At 56.7% G+C, this 21,679-nt stretch carries 17 protein-coding genes; 12 read left to right on the top strand and 5 right to left on the bottom strand.

Annotated elements, in window-relative coordinates:
- The first annotated feature begins 2 nt into the window (after positions 1-2).
- The 8 genes from ACYX4K_RS07980 to ACYX4K_RS07945 all read left to right on the top strand — a co-directional run bounded on the left by ACYX4K_RS07980 (position 3) and on the right by ACYX4K_RS07945 (position 9,942).
- Entirely contained in the window at positions 3-410 is a 408-nt protein-coding gene (locus ACYX4K_RS07980) for a helix-turn-helix domain-containing protein (RefSeq protein WP_475092648.1), read from the top strand.
- Between the two features lie 80 nt (positions 411-490).
- A complete protein-coding gene (locus tag ACYX4K_RS07975; RefSeq protein WP_475092649.1) occupies positions 491-1,747 on the top strand; it encodes a cyanophycinase in 1,257 nt (418 codons plus the stop codon).
- A gap of 550 nt (positions 1,748-2,297) precedes the next feature.
- A complete protein-coding gene (locus ACYX4K_RS07970; protein ID WP_475092650.1) occupies positions 2,298-3,647 on the top strand; it encodes an aspartate aminotransferase family protein in 1,350 nt (449 codons plus the stop codon).
- 81 nt (positions 3,648-3,728) lie between these two features.
- Positions 3,729-5,114, top strand: coding sequence for a glutamine synthetase family protein (locus ACYX4K_RS07965; RefSeq protein ID WP_475092651.1), 1,386 nt, complete (start codon positions 3,729-3,731; stop codon positions 5,112-5,114).
- 410 nt (positions 5,115-5,524) lie between these two features.
- Positions 5,525-6,337 carry an OmpW/AlkL family protein gene (locus tag ACYX4K_RS07960; protein WP_475092652.1) on the top strand — a complete coding sequence of 271 codons (813 nt, stop codon included), beginning with the start codon at positions 5,525-5,527 and terminating at the stop codon, positions 6,335-6,337.
- Positions 6,338-6,587: 250 nt separating this feature from the next.
- Positions 6,588-7,994, top strand: coding sequence for a glycosyltransferase family 4 protein (locus ACYX4K_RS07955; protein ID WP_475092653.1), 1,407 nt, complete (start codon positions 6,588-6,590; stop codon positions 7,992-7,994).
- Complete coding sequence (locus ACYX4K_RS07950) at positions 7,994-8,770, top strand: class I SAM-dependent methyltransferase (protein WP_475092654.1); 777 nt, start codon at positions 7,994-7,996, stop codon at positions 8,768-8,770. The genes ACYX4K_RS07955 and ACYX4K_RS07950 overlap by 1 nt, the downstream gene beginning before the upstream one ends.
- Complete coding sequence (locus ACYX4K_RS07945; RefSeq protein ID WP_476178814.1) at positions 8,767-9,942, top strand: prenyltransferase/squalene oxidase repeat-containing protein; 1,176 nt, start codon at positions 8,767-8,769, stop codon at positions 9,940-9,942. Before ACYX4K_RS07950 ends, ACYX4K_RS07945 begins: the two co-directional genes overlap by 4 nt.
- Here ACYX4K_RS07945 and ACYX4K_RS07940 read toward each other — a convergent pair.
- Entirely contained in the window at positions 9,871-10,500 is a 630-nt protein-coding gene (locus ACYX4K_RS07940; RefSeq protein ID WP_475092656.1) for a class I SAM-dependent methyltransferase, read from the bottom strand. The genes ACYX4K_RS07945 and ACYX4K_RS07940 overlap by 72 nt on opposite strands.
- 216 nt (positions 10,501-10,716) lie before the next feature.
- Here ACYX4K_RS07940 and ACYX4K_RS07935 point away from each other — a divergent pair, with 216 nt between their 5' ends.
- On the top strand, positions 10,717-11,439 hold the full coding sequence (locus tag ACYX4K_RS07935; RefSeq protein ID WP_475092657.1) for an acyltransferase: 723 nt from the start codon (positions 10,717-10,719) through the stop codon (positions 11,437-11,439).
- 23 nt (positions 11,440-11,462) lie between these two features.
- Positions 11,463-11,972 (top strand): shikimate kinase, encoded by a 510-nt coding sequence (locus tag ACYX4K_RS07930; RefSeq protein ID WP_475092658.1) that lies wholly within the window; start codon positions 11,463-11,465, stop codon positions 11,970-11,972.
- Between the two features lie 138 nt (positions 11,973-12,110).
- Here ACYX4K_RS07930 and ACYX4K_RS07925 read toward each other — a convergent pair whose 3' ends face one another.
- Positions 12,111-12,581: an Lrp/AsnC family transcriptional regulator gene (locus tag ACYX4K_RS07925; RefSeq protein WP_010131435.1), complete on the bottom strand. Its 471-nt coding sequence runs from the start codon at positions 12,579-12,581 to the stop codon at positions 12,111-12,113.
- Positions 12,582-12,848: 267 nt separating this feature from the next.
- Here ACYX4K_RS07925 and ACYX4K_RS07920 point away from each other — a divergent pair, with 267 nt between their 5' ends.
- Positions 12,849-16,439, top strand: coding sequence for an indolepyruvate ferredoxin oxidoreductase family protein (locus ACYX4K_RS07920; RefSeq protein WP_475092659.1), 3,591 nt, complete (start codon positions 12,849-12,851; stop codon positions 16,437-16,439).
- An 87-nt stretch (positions 16,440-16,526) separates the two neighbouring features.
- On the opposite strand, the gene ACYX4K_RS07915 is transcribed toward ACYX4K_RS07920, so the two are convergent.
- Positions 16,527-17,780, bottom strand: a complete 1,254-nt coding sequence (locus ACYX4K_RS07915) for an OprO/OprP family phosphate-selective porin (protein WP_475092660.1) — start codon at positions 17,778-17,780, stop codon at positions 16,527-16,529.
- 320 nt (positions 17,781-18,100) lie between these two features.
- Complete coding sequence (locus tag ACYX4K_RS07910) at positions 18,101-19,048, bottom strand: TraB/GumN family protein (protein ID WP_475092661.1); 948 nt, start codon at positions 19,046-19,048, stop codon at positions 18,101-18,103.
- Positions 19,049-19,285: 237 nt separating this feature from the next.
- Here ACYX4K_RS07910 and ACYX4K_RS07905 point away from each other — a divergent pair, with 237 nt between their 5' ends.
- A complete protein-coding gene (locus ACYX4K_RS07905) occupies positions 19,286-20,437 on the top strand; it encodes a glycosyltransferase (protein WP_475092662.1) in 1,152 nt (383 codons plus the stop codon).
- 5 nt (positions 20,438-20,442) lie between these two features.
- Here the strand turns inward: ACYX4K_RS07905 and ACYX4K_RS07900 are convergent, their stop codons facing one another.
- Positions 20,443-21,492, bottom strand: a complete 1,050-nt coding sequence (locus tag ACYX4K_RS07900; RefSeq protein WP_475092663.1) for a glycosyltransferase family 4 protein — start codon at positions 21,490-21,492, stop codon at positions 20,443-20,445.
- Positions 21,493-21,679 lie beyond the last annotated feature (187 nt).

Genomic DNA, 21,679 nt, shown 5'->3' with positions numbered 1-21,679 from the left:
CAGTGACCGCTTTTAAGGATCAACAGCTGTTGGATGAGGCGCTGGTACTGATGCGCAACAACCTCTGCGAGCCGTTGCGCACCGGCGAGCTGGCGGCGTACCTCAATATTACCGTGAAGAAGTTGGAGCGTGTTTTCTGTCGCTTCAAGGGCGTCTTGCCAGCCCGCTATTATCGGGAGTTGCGATTGCGTCGGGCACGAGCGCTTTTATTTGAGAGTGCACTGACCATTGAAGAGGTGGGGTTACAGTGCGGGTTTCGCTCTGCATCGCATTTCAGCCGCTCTTTTCGTGAAATCTACGGGCGTAGCCCTCGTACGGAGCGCATGTACGGGGAGCGGGCAGAAGCCGCATATCGCTACTGCTTCCGCCCGGCAAAGTCTGACTACTTGCGAGTAGAATTATGTGTATGAGTTTTTCTGTAGTGTCTCGGTTGTTCTTGATCGCGGTCTGTCTGTTTTCGCTGGGATGCAAAACTGAGAACAAACAACCGTTGAAAGCCGAACGTCATGCTCACGCTGACTCTGGGCGACTGCTGATTGTCGGTGGCGCCCTGCGCAGTGACAACCAGTCTATTTACCGTGCTTTTATCAATTCTGTTCCTGCCGCCTATCCTCATGTAGCGATTGTCCCCGCCGCATCGGGTCGGCCGGCCCATTATGCAAAGCAGTTCGCCGATGATTTGCGAACCTTCGGGTTCACTGGTGATGTGCGTGTATTGCCCATTGCGGTCAAAGATGATGCGTCGACGGAATCGGTAGACGAAAGCCGGTGGCGCGATGGCGCGCACGACCAGGCATTGGCCGACAGCCTGCAGGATGTGGGGGGGATCTGGTTTGTCGGTGGCGATCAGACAAGAACCACGGATACTCTGCTGGCGGCGGACGGGGCGGATACACCGGTACTCAAGGCTATCCGCCAGCAGCTTTCTCGGGGTGCAGTGATCGGTGGGACCAGTGCCGGTGCGGCGATTATGAGCAACACAATGATCGCTGCCGGAGATTCCCTGAGCGCGCTGACGCTGCCTATCGTGAATGACTACGCGGGGATGGAAAGTCAGGAGTCCGGCCAGTTGTTGCTGACACGTGGCTTGGGTTTTTTACCGGTCGGTATTGTGGATCAGCATTTTGATCGCAAAGCGCGTTTGGGGCGCCTGGTGCGAGCGCTGGGGAACCGTTCTGAAGTGGCCGAACAGATTGGTTTTGGTGTCGATGAAGATACCGCACTGCTGGTGGATCTGGGCGGCAAAACCATGGAAGTCCTGGGCGCGGGTAATTTAGTGGTGGCAGATGGTCGCCGCGCGCGCTTTACCGGCAATGGCGGTGCCGGCCAGGCATTTGCCGCGCAGGGTGTCGAACTCAATGTACTGAGCGCCGGAGATCGATGGAGCTGGGAGGACGGCGAGGTAATCGCCAACGGAAGCGAGACCCAGGGGAGAGAAGCGTTCGGCTATCGCGCTACCCAGGGCAGTGGTATTGCCCTGGCAAATCCGCGCCTGGATCACTTGCTCGGCTTTTCCCTGCTGGACAACAGCGAAATGCGTGAGCTGCGTCGCTATTCTTTTGATGCCGAGAGCGGGCAGGGCGTGATGTTCCGCTTCCGGCAGACCGACGAGTCTCGTGGTTACTGGCTCTATGGCTCCGGTACCAAAGATCAGTACTCGGTAGTCGGCGTGGTCATGGATATCGAACCGGTGTCTGTTGCGATAACCGAGAGGCCGAATGGAAAGTCGCTAACGGACAGCCGCTAGTGGTCCATGCGGGAAGTTGGGTGACTAAGGAGCACAGCCAAAGCGTTCAGATCAAGGCGAGAAGGCGCAGGAATAGTGGTGCTATTTCAAGCTTTCTCAACGCAGAGCTGGACGCTTTGGTGAAGCGAACAGTTACACAACTTTCCTCATGGACCACTAGGTTCCCAGTGTAGGGCGCTCCGCCGTTAAAACCGTCGCGGTGGTGCAAGACCTCCGCGACTGACTGGTACTGGTGGCCTCTGGCAGTTATGCCGGTGGCTGCCGGTATGGGGCGCTGATCGCGGATTTCCTTCCCATCGATACTTCTTCTTTTATATTCCCTTGTTCGCCTTTCCACCCTCAGAGTTCCCCTCAAATGTCGTGCAACCACTAACCGCCAATTGGCACTACGCTTGTGCTAATCGTGTAGTGGTATTCGACCGTTTGTGACTGGCCGGTGAATAGCAGTTGCACAGCTTCCGTTCTTACCCCTAAAATGTGATCACATTTTTGGCGGCCGCTTCGGAGTGCCGTGGTAGCCGTTGGCGTCATTCGAATCAGGAGTGAGTTCATGAACAAGAACCAGTTGCAACAGCATGACCGCGAGCACCTGCTGCACCCGTTTACGGATTTCAGCGACCTGGGTAAACAGGGCACCCGTGTAATTACCAGCGCAGAAGGCGCCTATATCACCGATATCGACGGCCACAAAATGCTCGATGGCATGTCCGGCCTATGGTGCTGCAACCTGGGCTACAGCCGCCGGGAAATCAGCGAGGCCATATACGAGCAGTTGAACAAGCTGCCGTTTTATAACAGCTTCTTCCAGTGCACCACCGTGCCCTCCATCGAGCTTGCCGACCTGCTGTCGGAGGTGACGCCGGCACACATGAACAACGTGTTCTTCACCGGTTCCGGCAGTGAAGCCAACGATACCAACCTGCGTATCATCCGCCGCTACTGGGATCTGCTGGAACAGCCAGAGAAGCGCATCGTTATTTCCCGTACCAACGGCTACCACGGCTCCACCATCGGTGGTGCCAGCCTGGGCGGCATGAGCGGCATGCACAAGCAGTTCCAGAAGCTGGATTACATTGAGCATATCCAGCAGCCCTACTGGTTCGGTGAGGGCGGCGACATGTCACCAGAAGAGTTTGGCGTGCACGCTGCCCGTTGCCTGGATGAGAAAATTCAGGAGTTGGGCCCAGAAAAGGTCGCGGCCTTTATCGCCGAGCCGATTCAGGGTGCCGGTGGCGTGATTATTCCGCCGGAGACCTACTGGCCGGAAGTAAAAAAGGTGCTCGATCAGTACGACATTCTGCTGGTGATGGACGAGGTGATCTTTGGCTTCGGACGCACCGGTGAGTGGTTCGGCGCGGACTACTACGGTATGAAGCCGGACCTGATGACCTTTGCCAAGGCCGTTACCAACGGCTATTTCCCTCTCGGCGGCACCATGGTGAGCGACCGCGTAGCGGAAGTGATCAAAGCCAAGGGCGGCGAGTTCACCCACGGCTACACCTACTCGGCTCACCCCGCGGCCTGTGTTGCAGGAATTGCTACCTTGAGCATTCTGCGCGAAGAAAAGATTATCGAGACGGTGCGGGATACCACCGGCCCGTACCTAGCCAAGCGCTGGGCCGAACTGCAAGATCACCCGATTGTTGGGGAAGCGCGTAGTCTTGGCCTGGTTGGCGCTCTCGAACTGGTGCAGGACAAGGGAAGCCGGGCGCGTTTTGACGATAAGTGCACCGCTGGTGCGGTATGTCGGGATATGAGTATCAAGCATGGCCTGGTTATGCGTGCCACTGGCGATACCATGATCATCGCTCCACCGCTGATTCTGGATACCATACAGATCGACGAGCTGATGGAAAAAGCCCGTCGCGCTCTGGATGATACCGCCAAGGCCATGGCGTAAACTCCGGTGCTGGCGTCCGCTCTCTAAGGGGGGCGCCGATTTCCGTTCAAGCCAATTCTCATCAATCGCGTGAATTCATTTATGGCAGCAGAACAAAAATATCAGCCGCCCACGGATATCCTTCAACCGTCGGAAGCCTTCCTCCAATCGCATCCGGACCTGAAGTGGATCGAGGGTTTTGCTTTCGATATCAACGGGGTGCCCAGAGGAAAATGGCTGCCGGCGGACTCAGCCAAGAAGCTTTTGGCGGGCGGCCTGCAAATGCCGCGCAGTGCCGTCAGTCTGGATATCTGGGGTCGCGATATTGAAAACAGCCCGCTGGTGTTTGCCAGTGGTGATAGTGACGGCGTGTGCCATCCGGTTTCACCCATTTGCCTGGCGCCCTGGCACCGGGAGCAGACTGCACAGCTGCATATGCAGTTGTTTGAGGCGGATGGCAATGTGCTATACGCAGACCCCAGGGCGCAATTACAAAAAGTTGTCGAGCGTCTGGGCAAGCTGGGCTACAAGGCGGTTTGTGCCACCGAGCTCGAGTTTTACCTTTTGCGGGAAGAGGCCGATGAGTTGGGGCGCCCGCGCCCGGTAAGCGACAATGACTCCGATCTGGTACCTTCCACCGACGTGTACGATCTGGCAGAACTGGATGCCCAGCGACATTTCTTTGCCGATGTGCGTGCAGCCTGTGAGGAGCAGGGAATACCAGCGGATTCCATTCTGTCGGAATGCGCGCCTGGTCAATTCGAGATCAACCTACTGCACTGCGATGACCCGGTAAAAGTTGCCGACCAGACCCTGCTGTTTAAGCGCTTGCTGAAAGGTGTCGCCCGCAGTCACGGTTTACGGGTGAGCGCTATGGCCAAGCCGTTTGGTGAATTGGCAGGTAACGGTATGCACGTGCATATGAGCCTGGTGGACAATGACGGCAACAATGTCTTTGACGATGGCAGTGACGAGGGTTCCGAGCTGCTTCGTCACGCCGTCGCGGGAATGATGGTTACCGCCAACGATGCTATGGCGATCTTTGCCCCTCACGCGAATTCCTATCGCCGCTTCCAGGAGAGCAGTCATGCACCGCTGAATCTCTGCTGGGGTTACGACAATCGCACGGTCACTTTCCGTATTCCCGCCAGTGAGGCCAAGGCACGCCGCATTGAACACCGCATCGCGGGCGCCGATGTAAATGCCTACCTGGTGTTGGCGGCCATTCTCGCCGGAGTGTGTCATGGCCTGGAGAATACTTTGCAGCCGCCAGCGCCGGTTGAGGGCGATGCCTATCAGGTAGAAAGCGAACAGCTGATCAACACCTGGGATGGCGCGGTGAAAAAATTCGAGAGCAGCCCGCTGTGGCGGGAATATATGGATCCGGAGTTTGTTGATCTGTTCGTGCTATTGAAGCGCCAGGAGCAGGCGGAAATTGCCGCCCGGGTAACCGATGTGGAATACCAGAGTTATTTGCAGCGAGTCTGAATTTCCTGTCTCCGCTCTGGTATCCAGCTCCATAAACAGCAATTTTTCCGCCGGCTGAACTTCCGGCGTAGTTTGCGTCCACAACCCAATGGGTTTGGTGACACGCGGACTGGCAGAGGGAAATGCTCTGCTATACCTAAACACAGACAGCTGTGTACTTGTGTTCACAGCGGGTCGCAAACTCTCCTCCTGAAAGTGTGTTCGAGAAATCTGGCCCGCCACTTGGCGGGCATTTTTTTTGCCTGAAAACTTTTTTCAGAAATTTCTTCCCATATGCGGGTTAAACCTTAGTCAGTACTTGCTGTTTTCCTGAAAACTCCACCTATACTGAAACTAACCGCACGCACGGGTCACTTTTTATTCTGTGGCCCCGGCGGCCCTGGAGCATTTCGTGTTAAAAGGAGTTACCCATGCGAACCAAGTCCCTTCTTCTGCCGCTGGCGATTGCTGCCGCCAGCGCAACTTCCCCGGCATTTGCCGACTTTAACGCCGGCGATCTTATTGTGCGGGTCGGTGCCGCGTATATGGATACAGAAGACTCTGTCTTCTCCAAGTCGACTCTTCTCGAGGTTGTGGATCCGCTGGATCCAGACAACATGTTTGAAGTGCAAATTGGCGATGCGCTGGATCTGGATGAAGATACTACCTGGTATATCAATGGCACTTACTTTGTTGCGGACCATTGGGCTGTAGAGTTGTACTACATGGATGGTGCGGATCTGGATGCAGACTACACCACTTATGTGGTCGGTGATGGTATAGATTTTCGCAGCTACGATGACCTTGGTGATTTCGAAACTAATGTCAGCAGCTTGTTTGTAAACTGGTATCCAGTTTGTGTAGAGAGCTGGGTTCAGCCCTATGTAGGCGTTGGTGTGAATTACACCGATATTGATCAGGATTACTTGCGTCCGGTATTTGTTGAAGATGTGCGTAATGCCAATGATCAGATCGTCGACCAGGTAAATCGTGGCCTGATAAACTTCGGCAGCTCCTGGGGCTGGACAGCTCAGGTGGGTATTGATATCGAGTTCGGCCGAGACGCCAACTGGTTGTTCAATGCCTCCGCAATGTATGTGGATGCTTCGCCGGAAGTTGAGATCGGCGTCGATGACGTGATTCTGAGCAATGGTATAGCGATCGATAGTATCCGCTACCGGGATGATCTGGATATGGATGCGTGGATATTCAATATGAGCGTGGGTTACAAGTTCAGTTTCTGATCGGCCGAATGCTCCAGACACCATTGCCCCGGCGCGCTTTTTCTGGCGGGTCGGGGCTTTGTCGTACCTGCGCTGGCAAAAAAGAGTAAAGCGGACACTTCTCGCGGATCGCTCTCACTACCGATAGCCTGAGTAGTCTTGCACTGGTGGTGGACGGATTCTGTCTAGCGGTCATATCCCTGCCAGTGTATTCTTCGCGTTTCTTGGCACCGGATCAGACGCCAGCCAGAACAATAAATACGGGGAAATTATGACCGCCTTGGAGAATCATACAGACGGTCCACCGGCCGAGTCCCGGCCACTGAATATCTGCTTACTGGGGTACCGAAGCCATCCGCACTGTGGTGGTCAGGGTGTTTATCTCCACTATCTGAGCAAGGCCCTTGTTGAAGCGGGGCACAAGGTTGATGTCATTTCGGGGCAGCCGTATCCGGAACTGGATTCGCGCGTGCGCCTGATAAAAATGCCTGGTCTCAATCTCTACGAGCATGACAACCCCACTCGCGCACTGAAACTCAAACACCTGCTGAGTTGGGCCGATTTCTATGAATGGTTCGGCAAACTGACCGGTGGTTTCGTTGAGCCCTACACCTTCGGTCGTCGTGTGGCGCGGTATCTGCGTCGGCACCGCGAGCGCTACGACGTGGTGCACGACAATCAGTCCCTTTGTTACGGGTTACTTGAGATTGAAAAGGCCGGCTTGCCGGTGGTTGCCACCATTCACCATCCAATCACCCGAGACCGCCAGCTTGCGTTGGATGCGGCACCAGACTGGTTCTACCGGTTGCTGGTGCGCCGCTGGCACAGTTTCCTCGGTATGCAGATCAAGGTCTCGCGCAAACTGCGGCACATTGTCACCGTATCGACACAGTCCCTGAATGATATTGTGTCTCAGTTTGGGGTCAGCCGTGGGCAGTTAACACTGATTTATAACGGTATCGATACCAGCGTATTCGCGCCGCAACCAGGTGTAGCGCAAAACCCGATGCGTATTATGACGACCGCCTCTGCTGACCAACCGCTGAAAGGATTGCGCTTCCTGCTGCAGGCCATGGCACTGCTGCGTGCGCGCCACCCCGAATTGTCGTTGCTGGTGGTCGGGAAATTGAAAGAGGGTGGAGCCACCGAGCAATTGCTGCAAGACTTGAAGTTGCAGGACTGCGTGCAATTTGTCTCTGGCATTTCCAATGATGAAATGGTTTACCACTACGCATCTGCGGGTATGGTGGTTTGCCCATCGCTGTACGAGGGCTTTGGTTTACCCGCCGGCGAGGCGATGGCCTGTGGTGTCCCTGTCATATCCAGTGATGGTGGCGCACTGCCCGAAGTAGTTGGCGACGCGGGTATTGTGGTACCGGCCGGTGACAGCGGTGCCTTAGCGCGCGCTATCGAGCAATTGCTGCAAAGCCCGGATTTGCGTGCGACTCTGGGTGAAGCCGGGCGCCGGCGGATTGAGGAGCAATTCTCCTGGCAGGTAGCTGCCAGGCATCTGGTTTCCTATTACCGGGAGATTCTCGCCGGCACGGGTATTCGTGCCGGGCGCGAGGGAAGGGCGGCTGCGGTGGTATCCACCAGCGCAAAGGCTGGCAATACCGACCTCGCTTGCGCCGATGCGGAAGCCGCAGAAGGCGCAGCGCGTCGCGGAGAGGCGGCCTGATGATTACCGTGGATCCTAAATTATTGAGCCTGAAATCCGGCCAGCGAGTGCTGGATCTTGGCTGTGGTGAGGGTCGCCACGCGATCCATTTTGCGATCACGGATAACGTGGACATTTTTGGTGTAGATCTGAGTGAGAATGATCTGGCCACTGCCGCCGAGCGAGCGCAACCGTTTGTCGAGGGCGGCCAGCAGTCCGGTCGTTTGCAGCTGTGCGTGGGGAATGCCCTGCAGCTGCCTTTTCCCTCAGGTTTCTTTGATGCGGTGATTTGCTCGGAGGTTTTGGAGCATATCGAGGATTACCGGGGAGTGCTCGGCGAGATTTTTCGCGTGCTCAAACCCTGTGGCATTTTTGCCGCGACGGTGCCGACGTTTTTTCCGGAGTGGGTGTGTTGGAAATTGTCTGATGCCTACCACGAGGTCGAAGGAGGGCATATCCGGATTTTCCGCGAGAAGAAGTTACGACATGACATTGAAGCCTTCGGCCTGAAGTATTTTGCCCGTCATAAAGCCCATGCGCTGCATGCTCCGTACTGGTGGCTCAAATGCCTTTTCTGGGGGCAGGACGACAACCCTGTTGTGCGTCAGTATCACCGCATGCTGGTATGGGACATGATGGAGCGTCCGCGTACAACCCGCTGGCTGGAAACCCTGTTAAATCCTCTTCTGGGCAAGAGTATTGCGTTGTATTTCGTAAAGCCTTCCGTGGCGGAAAGCGCAGATGCAGCACTGTCAACAGCCAACACCGATGACTCTCGAGAGGAGCAGGCTGCATGAGCCGGTATATGGAAACCCTGCAGCGTGACGGGGATACGCACGCCTCTAAGGCGTTGGCGAGTCAAGAGCTTCCACTTATACCAGAAGGCTTTCTGCGCAGTAGCGCTGACTACATCCTTTCCCAGCAGCAGCCCGATGGCTGTATCCCCTGGTTTGAAGGGCATTACGCCGACCCTTGGGATCATGTGGAAGCGGCCATGGGGCTCAGTATTGCGGGCGAGTTTGCCGCAGCGGAGCGGGCCTACAACTGGCTTGCGAGCAAGCAGTTGCCGGATGGCAGTTGGTGGGCGGCTTACCGCGATGGCGAGGTCGATACCAGCAGTCAGAGTGGCGAGCGACGCGAGTCTAACTTTGTTGCTTACGTGGCTACCGGTGTTTGGCAGCACTATCTGATCTGCGGGCAGCGGGCGTTCCTTGAGCATCACTGGCCGATGGTCGAGGCTGCTCTGGAATTTGTACTGAAACTCCAGTCTCCCCATGGTGAGATTCAGTGGGCCGTCGATAAAAACGGAGCCCCAATGGAGGACGCGCTGATTACCGGCTGCGCGTCTATCTTCAAAAGCCTTGAGTGCGGAATAAATATCGCGGCAGTTATGGGGCGACCCAGACCCGAGTGGGTGGATGCCCGTGTGCGGTTGGGTTCAGCACTGCGTGAGAAACCCCATCGATTTGATCGCACCTGGGAAAGCAAGGACCGGTTCTCGATGGACTGGTTTTACCCGGTGCTGACGGGTGCCGTCAGTAGAGACGCGGCCAAATTACGCCTGCAAAAAAAATGGGGAGAGTTTGTGGTTGCGGGGCTGGGGTGTCGCTGTGTCAATGACGAACCCTGGGTTACTGTGGCTGAGTCCTGTGAGTTGACCATGGCATTGCTGGCGGCCGGAGAGCCGGTCAAGGCGCGCACCCTTTATCGGGGTTTGCACCGCTGGCAGGACAGCGATGGCGGCTACTGGACTGGCTATGTATACCGCGACAGCGCTGTATGGCCGGAAGAAAAAACCACCTGGACAGTGGGCGCCATGCTGCTGGCCGCGGATGCACTGGCCGGTTTGACGCCGGCCAGCGGGCTGTTTACCAGTGTAAACTTGGTTGGGGCTGTCTCAGAGGCGGCGCAGGATGCCGAGTGTCTCGACCATCTCGACCAATTCGAACTGACCGGAAGCGAGCGCTAATTTGTAGATGTCGTAAGGTGCCTGGCCACCGTCTTCCGGGTTGGGAAAAATATCGTGAATGGCCAGGTAGCCGCCGGCGACGATATGTCGGGACCAGCTGCGGTAGTCGGTAAGTGCTGCCTCCAGCGAGTGGCCACCGTCGATAAACACGAGACCCAGAGGAGTATTCCAGTGGCGCGCGGCGACCGCCGTTGGCGCGACCACCGGCACCACGTGATCCTCCAGTTGTGCGGCGCGCATATTCGTGCGAAACGTGTGGAAACTGTCCATCAACTGGCTGCGATCATCGAACAGTTCGCGGTCGTGGTACTCCTCACCGGGTTGATGTTCTTCTGACCCCCGGTGGTGGTCCACCGCAAACAGGGTATTGCCCATCAGTTTGCAGGCACTGCCCAGGTAAATCGTGGATTTTCCGCAATAGCTGCCCACTTCCAGGCAGGGGCCGCGGTCACTGGCATCGGCTGCCAGCCGGTAGAGCGCTTTGCCTTCGGCATCAGCGAGAAAGCCTTTCACGGTCGTGATATCCAGGGGGAGTTCCATCGGCAGGGCAGTATCCATAGCAGGGTAATCTCTGTGCGGTAGTTCGTAAGTTTTGCGAGACGTTACGTGCATTAGCGCACTTTGGCAATGTGCGGGAGAGACAGCTTTACTGGCAGAAATTGCAAGCCTGGATTTCAGAATAAAAGCAGATCCCAGTACCGGCGGTAGCTGGGCAGCGATTGTTTATCGCGAGCGGGTAGACACGAGCCTGATACCGAAACAACAAGGCGCACAATGCGAAAAGATCATAGACCATACTGGCTCAAACGCGCGCTGATCAATTTCCGCAATTGGCGCAGTCGGCATTTCCTTTTGCCGCAGTTTGACGCCATCGGCTGCGAGCCTGAAATCATGCACCCGGCTTCAGTCAAAGTGTTTGGCAGTAACATTTGCCTGGGGGATTTTCCGCACCTGATATCGACACCGGATAATTGCATTCGCTTTACCGCCATGGGGCATCGCGGTGGTGATGCGTATATCACGATTGGTGACTACGTGCTGATTTCCCCGGGGGTGCGTATATCCGCGGGAGAATCCATCACCCTCGGTGATGCCTGCATGCTGGCCGCCAATGTGTATATTTCCGATTCCGACTGGCATGGGATCTATAACCGTACCCGGCCGTTTCGCTGCACTGCACCGGTTGCCATTGGCAACAATGTCTGGATAGGCGACAGCGCGATCATCTGTAAAGGGGTGTCCATCGGTGATAATTCGGTTGTCGGGGCGGGCAGCGTTGTCACCAGAGATGTACCGGCGAATACCGTGGTGGCTGGGAATCCGGCCCGTGAGATCAAGCAGATCAATCCGCGCCGGCGGATGATTACCCGGGAGGCGCTGTTTGCGGATAGCTTCCGGCAGGCGCACAATCTGGACGAATTGGATAAAATGCTGCTCACAGGCAATGGCCTGTTGGGTTGGCTGAGGTCGCAGCTGTGGCCGAGGCGCGGGGATTAACGCAGTTTGGATATCGAATAACAATGCATAAACAGGGCAGTGTGGTACTGATCGGGATGCCTGGGGCGGGCAAGAGTACGGTGGGTGTGTTGCTGGCGAAAGAGCTGGCGAAAGATTTTGTGGATACGGATGTATTGATTCAGCTGCGGGAAGACAAGACGCTGCAGGAAATCATGAACGAGTCTGATTACCTGAATCTGCGCCGCATTGAAGGGGAGGTGATTGCGGAGGCGGAGCTGCCCAATCATGTCATTGCCACCGGCGGCAGCGCGGTGTACAGCGAGGAAGGCATGCGCAATCTGCTGTCTTTCGGGCCGGCGGTGTTTCTTAACTGTTCGGCTGATGAGCTCCGTCGCCGGATCCACAATTACGAGAGCCGCGGAATCGCGAAGGCTCCAGGGCAGAGTTTTGAAGCGCTTTTCGAGGAGCGTCAGGCGCTGTATCGCCGTTACGCCGATATTGTGGTGGATTGCGATGGCCAGGACCTGGAGCAGGTGCTGGGGCAGGTGATTGCCAGGCTTGAGGCCCGCTAAGCGCTTACGTGCCTGGAAACCTACCAGGGCGGACAGGCGCCTCTCTCGCCATTCCTGGCTCGCCCCGGGTCCATCGCTGCGCAGGGGATGCCGGGGCGAGCCCGGCGCGACGGGTGTTGATGTTTCTGTGGCGCCCGCTTAGAGCGGCAACTGCGTGGTGTACTTGACCTGCTTCAACGCAAAGGTAGAGTTCACCGATGCCACATTCGGCAAATGCACCAGCGAGCGCTTCAGCAGCTGTTCGTAGTGCTCAACGCTGTCCACCACCACACGCAGCACATAGTCCTTATCGCCACTGGTGGAGTAGCACTCCACAACTTCCTGTACGTCCTGTACCGCCGATTCAAAATTATTCAAAGAATCTTCATCGTGGTTGTGTATGGTGACGTAGCAGTATACTGTGACCCCAAGGTCAAGTTTGCGCGGATCCAGGAGGGTGACGCGGCCACGGATGATACCTTCGGCCTCCAGGCGCTTGATGCGGCGCCAGCAAGGTGTGTGGGACAAACCCACTTTGTCTCCCAGCTCAGCCATGGAATAATCGGCGTTCTCCTGCAGCGCCCTCAGAATCTTGCGGTCGAAATCATCCAGGTCGGTTGAGCGCTTCATATAAACTCCTGTCCTACAGTTTCACTATTGGCCGAGATGGCTGTCATAATTTTACGTGCAAACGTGTAAATAAAGCAATGTTTCAATGCGCTTTAAGCACTAGTATGACCTGACCACGCCGTCGCTATCTTTGGCAGCCCTGGCCGGCACAGACCCGGCCCGATCAATCTGGCGCCAATTTCGGCGATGCGCGTCCCGAATCACAATAATTAGCGGAAGCCCGTGTCCAAGACGGTGCTTCAACGATCAGCGGGAAGAAGTAGGCGTATGAACGAGCAGAAGGTGAATGCCGGATCTCAGGCCGAGGAACAGCAAGGTCTGGATCAGGCGATCAGCGGCAAATCGACGGCAGCGAAAGCCGTCTCTCTCGACGACCGATACACCACCCTCAAGGGGCGAGTGCTGTTATCGGGCATTCAGGCGCTGGTGCGCCTGCCCATTGACCAGATGCGTATCGATGCGGCGCGGGGTCTCAATACCGCCACGTTTATTTCCGGCTACCGCGGCTCCCCTCTGGGTGGGTACGACCAGCAACTGGCTCGTGCCAGTAAACTCCTCGATCAGTTCAATATCCGTTTTACCCCCGGTGTCAACGAAGAGCTTGCGGCGACCTCTGTGTGGGGCTCGCAGCAGGTGGGCCTGTTTGAAGGGGCTGAAGTCGATGGTGTCTGCGGTATCTGGTATGGCAAGACCCCGGGCGTCGACCGCTCCTGCGATGCCTTCCGCCACGCCAATGCGGCGGGCTCGTCGCCGAAAGGCGGGGCACTGATCATCGCCGGTGACGACCATGGCTGTAAGTCCTCCTCGTACCCCGGTCAGTCCGAATTCGCTTTTGTGGATATGCATATCCCGGTACTGAACCCGTCCACGGTACAGGAGGTACTGGACTACGGGCTGTACGGTCTGGAGTTGTCCCGCTTCAGCGGTTGCTGGGTGGCGATGATTACGCTGGCGGAAAATATGGACAGCGCCTCCACCGTGGATGTGGACCCGGCTGGAGTCTCGTTTGAATACCCGGAGATCGAGCGCCCGGAGGGCGGGCTGAATATCCGCAAGCAGGATAACCCTCTCGAGCAGGAGGAGCGCCTGTGGCGTTACAAGCGCCCGGCGGCCCTGGCCTTTGCCCGCGCCAACCAGCTCAACAAGCTGGTGTTGGACAACCCCAATGCCACCCTTGGCATCGTCACTGCGGGTAAGGCGCACCTGGATCTGATGCAGGCGTTTGAGGATATGGGGATTGATGAGGCGCGCGCCCGCGATCTCGGTATCCGAATTCTCAAAGTGGGTATGACCTATCCCCTGGATGTACCGGGGATTCAGGAATTCGCCCGGGGCCTCGATTCTCTGCTGGTGCTGGAAGAGAAGCGCAGCCTGATGGAAGTACAGCTGAAAGAGGAGCTGTACAACGTGCATCTGCGGGACCCCCATTTCCCGCGTATCCTCGGCAAGGTGGACGAGCACGATAAGCCGCTGCTGCCCATGTACGGCGAACTGTCGCCTGCGGTCGTGGCGCAGGTGCTCGGTTACCTGCTGGGGGAAGACAGGCTGCACGATCGCGCCAGGCACCGTCTGATGCGGCTGGATGCGCTGGCCGAGCGGATTTCAGCCCAGGCCGGTTCCAGCGTGGCGCGTCTGCCCATGTTCTGTGCCGGTTGTCCTCACAACCGCTCCACCCGTGTCCCCGAAGGCAGTCGCGCCCTGGCGGGCATTGGTTGCCACTATATGGCCCAGTGGCTGGACCGGGAGACTTACACCTTTACCCAGATGGGTGCGGAAGGGGTCAACTGGATCGGCCAGGCGGCGTTTACCAGTGAGCCACATGTATTCGTAAATCTCGGGGATGGAACCTATTTCCACTCGGGAATTCTTGCCATTCGCGCGTCCGTCGCGGCCAAGGTCAATATCACCTACAAGATTCTGTTCAACGATGCGGTGGCGATGACCGGTGGTCAGCCCCACGATGGTGAGCTGCACCCGGATATGATCTGTCGCCAGGTACTGGCGGAAGGGGTCAAGCGAGTGGTGTTGGTGATGGACGATACCGACAAGTACAAGGGTGCCCTGAGCTTCCCGTCGGAAGTGGAAGTTCGCCACCGGGACCATATGCCTGCGGTGATGAAAGAGTTGCGCGAGGAGCCTGGCTGTACCGTCATTATTTACGATCAGACCTGCGCCACTGAGCTGCGCCGCAAGCGCAAGCGCGGACTTTTGCCGAAGGCCGAAGGGCGCCCGTTTATCAATGAGCTGGTGTGCGAAGGCTGCGGCGACTGCGTCACGCAATCCAGCTGTATTGCCGTTGAGAAGGTCACCACGGCGCTCGGCGACAAACGCCGGATCAATCAGACCGCGTGTAATCAGGACATGTCCTGCGTAAACGGCTTCTGCCCGTCGTTCGTGACCGTGAAGGGCGGAAAACTGAACAAGCGTGCAGGCGTCGGTGACGCTCTGTGCCAGGCGGCGGACAAATTGCCGGCCCCGCAGATGCCGGATCTGAGTGAGCCGTTCAACCTGTTGGTAACCGGCGTCGGTGGTACCGGGGTGGTCACCATCGGTGCACTTCTGGCCATGGCGGCGCACATTGAACAGAAAGCCTGCAGTACCCTGGATCAGACCGGCCTCGCGCAAAAGGGTGGGGCGGTGTATTCCCATGTGCGCTTTGCAGATCGCCCGGAATCTCTGAAAGCCGTGCGTATTTCCGATGGCCGCGCAGATGCATTGATGGCCTGTGACCTGATTGCCGCGGGCAACCTTTCCGCGAGTCTCGCCAAACTGGATGAGACCCACAGCCGTGCGGTGGTGAATACCCACCTGAGCCCAACGGCGGCATCGGTTCTGGGGCGTGAAGATATTCATTCACCGCAGGCGGTGCTGGACACCATCAAGGATGCCGTGCTGGAACTGGATGTGGTCGAGGGGCACACCCTCACCAAGGCGGCACTGGGAGACACTCTTGCGGCGAATATTTTCATGCTCGGTTTTGCCTGGCAGAAAGGTCTGATCCCGCTGGGGCTCGATGCCATTCGGGAAGCGATCCGCCTCAATGGTGTGGCGGTAGAAAGTAATCTGCAGGGGCTGGCGGCGGGCCGGTTGGCGGCTGCAGATCGCAAGGCGCTGGATCAATTGCTGTCGAAAGAGGAAGAGGTTGTTCTGCCGCAAGGACTTGAAGCGATCGTCGCCCACCGGGTGGGGCATCTGACCGGTTATCAGGGTGCGGCGCTGGCTCGCCGTTACCGCAATCTCGTCGACAAGGTAAAGGGCGCAGAGATTCTCAAGGTGCCGGGCAGTGAGGCTCTGGCCGAGGTGGTCGCTCGGAATTACGCCAAGCTTCTTGCTTACAAAGATGAGTACGAGGTGGCTCGCCTGTATTCTGATGGCCGTTTTGTCGAATCTCTGAAAGAGAACTTTGCCGGAGACTTCGAACTGGAATTCAATCTGGCACCACCACTTTTGAGCCCGTTCGATAAAAATATCGGGCGCCCGCGCAAACTCAAATTCGGTGGCTGGATGCACAAGGCGTTTGGTGTGCTGGCAAAGTTTCGATTCCTACGCGGCAGCGCGCTGGATATTTTCGGTTACACCGCAGAACGCAAGATGGAGCGTGGCCTGATTACCGAATACGAAAAAATTGTCGACGAAGTACTTGGCCGACTGAATGCTGAGAATCATGCGGCGGCGATAGAGCTGCTGAGCTATCCAGATCAGATTCGTGGTTACGGTGTAATCAAGGAAGAGAACGTACAGCTTGCGCAGCAGGCGCGCAATCAGGCATTGCAGCGTTTCTATAATCCGAAGGCGGAAGCCCCGGGCACATCACAAGTGGAAGTATTTGATCCGGCCAAGGCACAGCAGGTCGGTTAAGTTTCAGGTTGTTCAAACTAAAAAGCGAGCTAAACAGCTCGCTTTTTTGTTTCTCCCGGCAGGATTGCAGGCTCTTCGAAAAGCTGGTTACCATCCCATCTGTACACGTATGCCAAACTGGTTGGTGCCATCGCCGGTAAAATCATCGTCACCAAAGATCATATTCATCATCACGCGCACATTGCGATTGGCGTAGTAGTTTAGGCCGATCTGTGCACTGCTGGCTTCGAGACTGTGAATGTCGCGGTTTTCCATGGTGTCATAGCGAGCGGTCAGCTCCCAAGCTCCGCCCCACAGGCCATCTCCGGAGGGTTTGGCCGAATTGAACGCGCCGCGTTTTTTGCTGTAAGGCTTGTGTTCACCGGTAATCATCCAGCTGCCCTGCACATACCAGGTGTGCACGGACTGATCGTCGATATAACAGCCAAACATCGCGTCGCAGTAGAAGGGTGGTGGCGCGCCAAACTCGTCTTCAAATTCTATTTCTGTCAGGTAGTAATCCGCCTCAAATTCCCCAAGTGCGTATTCCGCCTGGAGGTAAAACGGTCCGTAACTGCCAGCGATTTCAAAGCCAGCATAGGAGGCGTCCTCGCCCAGATCACCGGGTGTCAGCGCCACAAGCTGCGATGGGCCACGACGTCCCGCATAGTCGGCTTCGGCGTATAGATCACCAGAGTCACGGTTGGCATTTTCAAAACTGATAGAGGTGCCCAGGTGGAATACTGCATTGTCGGTATTGATTGGGGCCCAGGCCAGTCGTCCCGCGGCGCCGACTCCTTCATTGCGAGATTCGGCAGCGTCGCGAAGGTTGAAGGCCATCATTCCGAGGGTGAAGCAGTCCAGTACGCCAGTCCAACCGATTCCCTGCTGGAACTGGTAACCGTCATACAGGCCGGTGGCGCTGGAGAAAGGGCGCTCCAGCATGGTGATCTCATTGGAGCTGGTCATTTCCGCCATGGAGCGGAAGGGCTTGAACTGCCCGATGCGAACCTCGCCATCCAGGAATTTATGGGCAATGAATACGTCGCGAAAGCCCGCGTGCGTGTCGCCTGCGGCAAAGTCCTGCTCCAGCACATATTTCCAGTCGTAGATACTGCCTTTCAGGGTGATTCGTGCGCGACGAAATTCGGTGGTACTTACGGGATCTTCGATATCGGTGTCGAAAAGGTAGGTGTCAAAGTGGATGCGCCCCCCCAGCGAGGCAGAAAAATTGCCGTCGTCCGAAGTAATTTTCAGTCCGCCTTTGGTTTCCGCCTCGTCGGCGACGGCGGTGATGGAGAGCAGGCTGTAAGTGGCCACGGCGAGAGCCTTGCTGACCGTCCCTGTAACTGAGGCTTTCATTGAGACTCCTGAGCACAACAGTGAAAAAGCGATGGTGAAAAAATAGCGGCGCATGGAAACATAATTGGGGGTAGAAATGAAATGTTTCTGTAATGTCGTCAGGAAAAGCCATGAAAGGCTTATCCCAAAGCGCCGGTTCGCAGAAGGATAATAGTTCACCAGTGTGTGGGTACTTTGCGCGTGACGCCCGAAAGGTAGCGGAAAGCGCAGAATGCTACGGGTTAATTGCTTTGGCGGCGGGAGTGCCCGGCGATTGATGTGTGGCGCCGGGCTCTGAGGGGGTCACGGGGAGTGGGTGGTGTTTCGCAGCTTATGGTGCACTAGATCTGATCGATCGAATAGCCGGCCTTTTCCAGTAGCTCTGTAACGGATCCTTCACCCACAAGATGTCCGGCACCAACTACCACAAACAGGGTGTTGTGATTCGCGCTGAAGTCGCGGATCTTTTCCGCCATATCGCGATTGCGTTGATAGAAAAGCTTGTCAAAAAGTGGGGCATATGACGGGTTTTCCTCCAGGCTTTCACGGATCACCAGGTCGTAGATGTCATTTTGGTCGCCATTTTTCCACGCCTTGGTGATACGCGGGACAAAGCTGTCCATCTCTGAAACCTGCTCCAGTGTCTGCTGCAGATATAACTCCGGGTTGTCGAGGTTATTCAGCATCTCGATTTGTCCGAGCACGCTTTCCAGCTCGAGGATGGTTCCATTACTGCGGTGTGCCTGGGTGAGAAAATGGCGGTCGATACCCGCTTTGGGGTCGAGACCCCGCGCCTGCATTTCGACCATGCTGAGTGTGATCATGGCAATTGCCGGACGCAGTCGACTGAAGTTTTGCTCGGGAATCTGTCTTTTGCTCAGCCAGTCCTGCAGCTGACGGTATACCGCAGGTGAAATGTGATCTTTCAGTTGTTGGCCGGCGGGGTATACGGATTCCTGCATGATTTTCATTTGCAGTGCCGGGTCAGATTCCATGGCCAGAATATCGGCCTCCACCACCAGTGCATCACTACTGGAATAGGCGCGCTCAATCTGTTCGCGCAGGGGGTAAAAGCTCTTGTCGGCGAGATGGATGGAACCGAGTAAAAAGACGCGCTGCTCACCCTTTTTTGCCTCTAGCAACAGCCCGCGGTCATTGGCTGCATGCGCGGTGCTCAGGCCAAAACACAGAGCCGTAAATAGAACCACGGAGCGGGCAAGTCGGTGCGTAAATAGGCGTGCACCAATGGCGTTCGCGGTGGAGAAAAATGCTGCGTTCAGAATGGTCATTCTTGTATTTCCTTTCACGACTGTCCGTATTATCTGGCGGTACCCACAGGGTTGCCGAAGGTCATGATAACCCTCTTTCAGGCATCGGAGGTGACCGGATTCCGCAGGATTTGTGAACCGATGCGGGGAATATAAAAATGTGCCTTGTGGCGCAGAAATTGTCGGTACAATGTTTAGTACAGGACAGGAGTCGTTTAGGACTGAATTAGCATGCGGATTGTTCAATTGGTGCCGTCCATGGACGGAGACAAACTTGCCCAGGAAACACTGGAGTTTGCTCAGGAGCTGGCTCGTCAGGGGCATGAGTCTGTAGTGATCTCAGCAGGTGGTGATCTGGTTTCTCGCCTGACACTGCACAATTGTCAGCATCTGGAGTTGCCGATAGATCGCCGGGGGCTGATTAACGGTCGACTCCATCGCCGGCTGCGACATCAGCTTGAATCCCTGTCTGCGGATATTCTTCTGTGCCGCGATTCCCTGTGTAGCTGGCATGGGTGGAAGGTGTGGTCTAGGTTGCCGGATGTGGCGCGCCCGCGATTGGTCACGACGTTACAGCGCTGGCCCGCTGGAGGCCTGTTTAGCGGAGCCTGGATGAACAGTGCTGTGTCACGCGGTGAGCTGGTATTGGTGTCTTCGAAGGATCTCGCCCAGCGATTGTCCCAGCGTTTTTCCCTGCCGGTGTTGGAGGATGGCACCGCCAAGACCGGTATTCAGGTTTTGTACCGGGGCGTCAACACACGAGAACTGGACCGGCGCGCACCGGTATCCGGGCATTGGCAGCAACGCCTGCTGAACAGTTTCCCGCAGATCGAAGGGCGAAGCTGGTTGCTGCTGCCTGGGAGTATTGGCCCGGGGCGCGGGCAGGAGCGTTTTCTGGAACTGCTGGCGCAACTGAAGAAATCGCGCGAGGACCTGTTTGGCCTGGTTGTCGGAGAAGTGGTTCCCGGGCAGGAAAAATTTGCCCGGGGGTTAGAGCAGCGCGCCGAATCCATGGGGCTGGCTGAACATGTTTTGTTTCTCGGGGCGCGCAGGGATATGCGAGAACTATACGCCAGTGCGCGGATCACGTTTGATCTGGCTGCCCCGGCGCTTACCGATGGGCGAGTGATTTCCGAGGCTCTGGCAATGGGTTGCCCCGCCGTTGCGACCGGCGGCCCTGGGTTGGAATTACTGGAGCATTGTTTTCCGCAAGGCGTCGTGAGGGGTGCATCCGAGTCGGCAGACACCGGCTCGGAGCTCGGAAAGCTGGCTCAAACCTGTGAAGCCATTCTGGATACGGCGCAGCCGGTCAACTTTGCCGGTTTCAGCCTTGCGGAAACCACCGCGCAAGCGGTTCAGTGGTTTGGTGAGTTTACTGCGGAGTCTGCACAGCCGTTGGTAGTGGACTAGCGCTTTCAGATAGTGGCTTCCGGCAGCAGGCGGGTGTAAACCTGCCAGGTTGCCTTGGCCATGGAGTCTAGTGTGAAGCTGTCTGCTGCGCGCCCATACAGAGGCTCAAAGTCACTGCCAAGTTGGGCCCTGTGCAGGGCGCTGTGGATTTTTTCGGCGAGATGTTCAGGTTCTGTTGAGTTCAGAAGGTATTCCTCGGGCAGATAGTCGATCGCATTGCCCGCGCGATTGGCGAGTACCGGCTTTCGATGCAGCAATGCCTCAATCAGCGTGTAGGGTGTACCTTCCGCTTCGGCAGGGATTACCACCAGATCGGCTGCTTCCATAAAATGGGATACCACCCCGTTGCCGGAGAAAAACTCTACGCGGCTTTCCAGGTCTGCTGAGTCCGGCCTTATCGCGCTCAGACTTTTTACCTGCTGCTGCAGGTTTTCTTTCTCCGGACCTTCTCCCAATACCATCAGACGCACACCAGGCAGCGACGAAACCGCGTCGATCAGTTTGTCGACCGCACGGGCCTTGATCAGTCGGCTGGCGACCAGGATTGTGGGTTGCTCGGCGCCGAGTGACAGCGCGGCAGAGGGCGCGTTACTGGCCACTGGGAGATCCACACCGTTGGGGATGATGTGCCAATCCAGTTTCGAATTGGCGACCGTATTTTCGCTAATCGCTATGCGCGCGTCGAATGCGCTGGCGAGCTTGTCTCGCGGGTGCCGCACATTGTGCCGGGTGATGACCTGGTGGGTTTCCGTATAGGGTTGAACCGCGGCGAGCAACTGTGCAGATTTCGAGCCGTGGCCGTGGACAATCTGGTATTCACCTTTGCGAATCAGGTTGGCCAGGCGCCAAACCAGGTTCGGGTGATGGCGGCTGCGGTCGGTATTCAGCGGAATAAACTGAATACGCTCATCCAGGGTCTGGAGATATCTGGGGTGGGCAATTACCGCAACCTGCGCATCGGTATTGCGCGCCTGCCAGCGGGACAGGTCGGCGACATGCTTTTCCATACCGCCGTGTTCACGGCTGGCGATCAGGTGGCAGATGGTTTGAATCATACGGCTACACGTCCGATGTCGCTGCGCCGTATTTGGTTTATTGGTTCTCAGGCAGGATAGGCATGTTAATGCGGTATCGGTACGGCGCCAGACTGACCGTGCATCGTGCACGGTTCAGGAATGGCGTTATTGTCCCCCAGGGGTGTGACAGAATTTTGATGTAAATGTTACGGTTTGTTTTGTGTTG

This window comes from Microbulbifer sp. ABF4_107 (genome assembly GCF_056312215.1).
The sequence above is the reverse complement of the archived record's forward strand: the minus strand, read 5'-3'. Positions and strand labels throughout refer to the sequence as shown.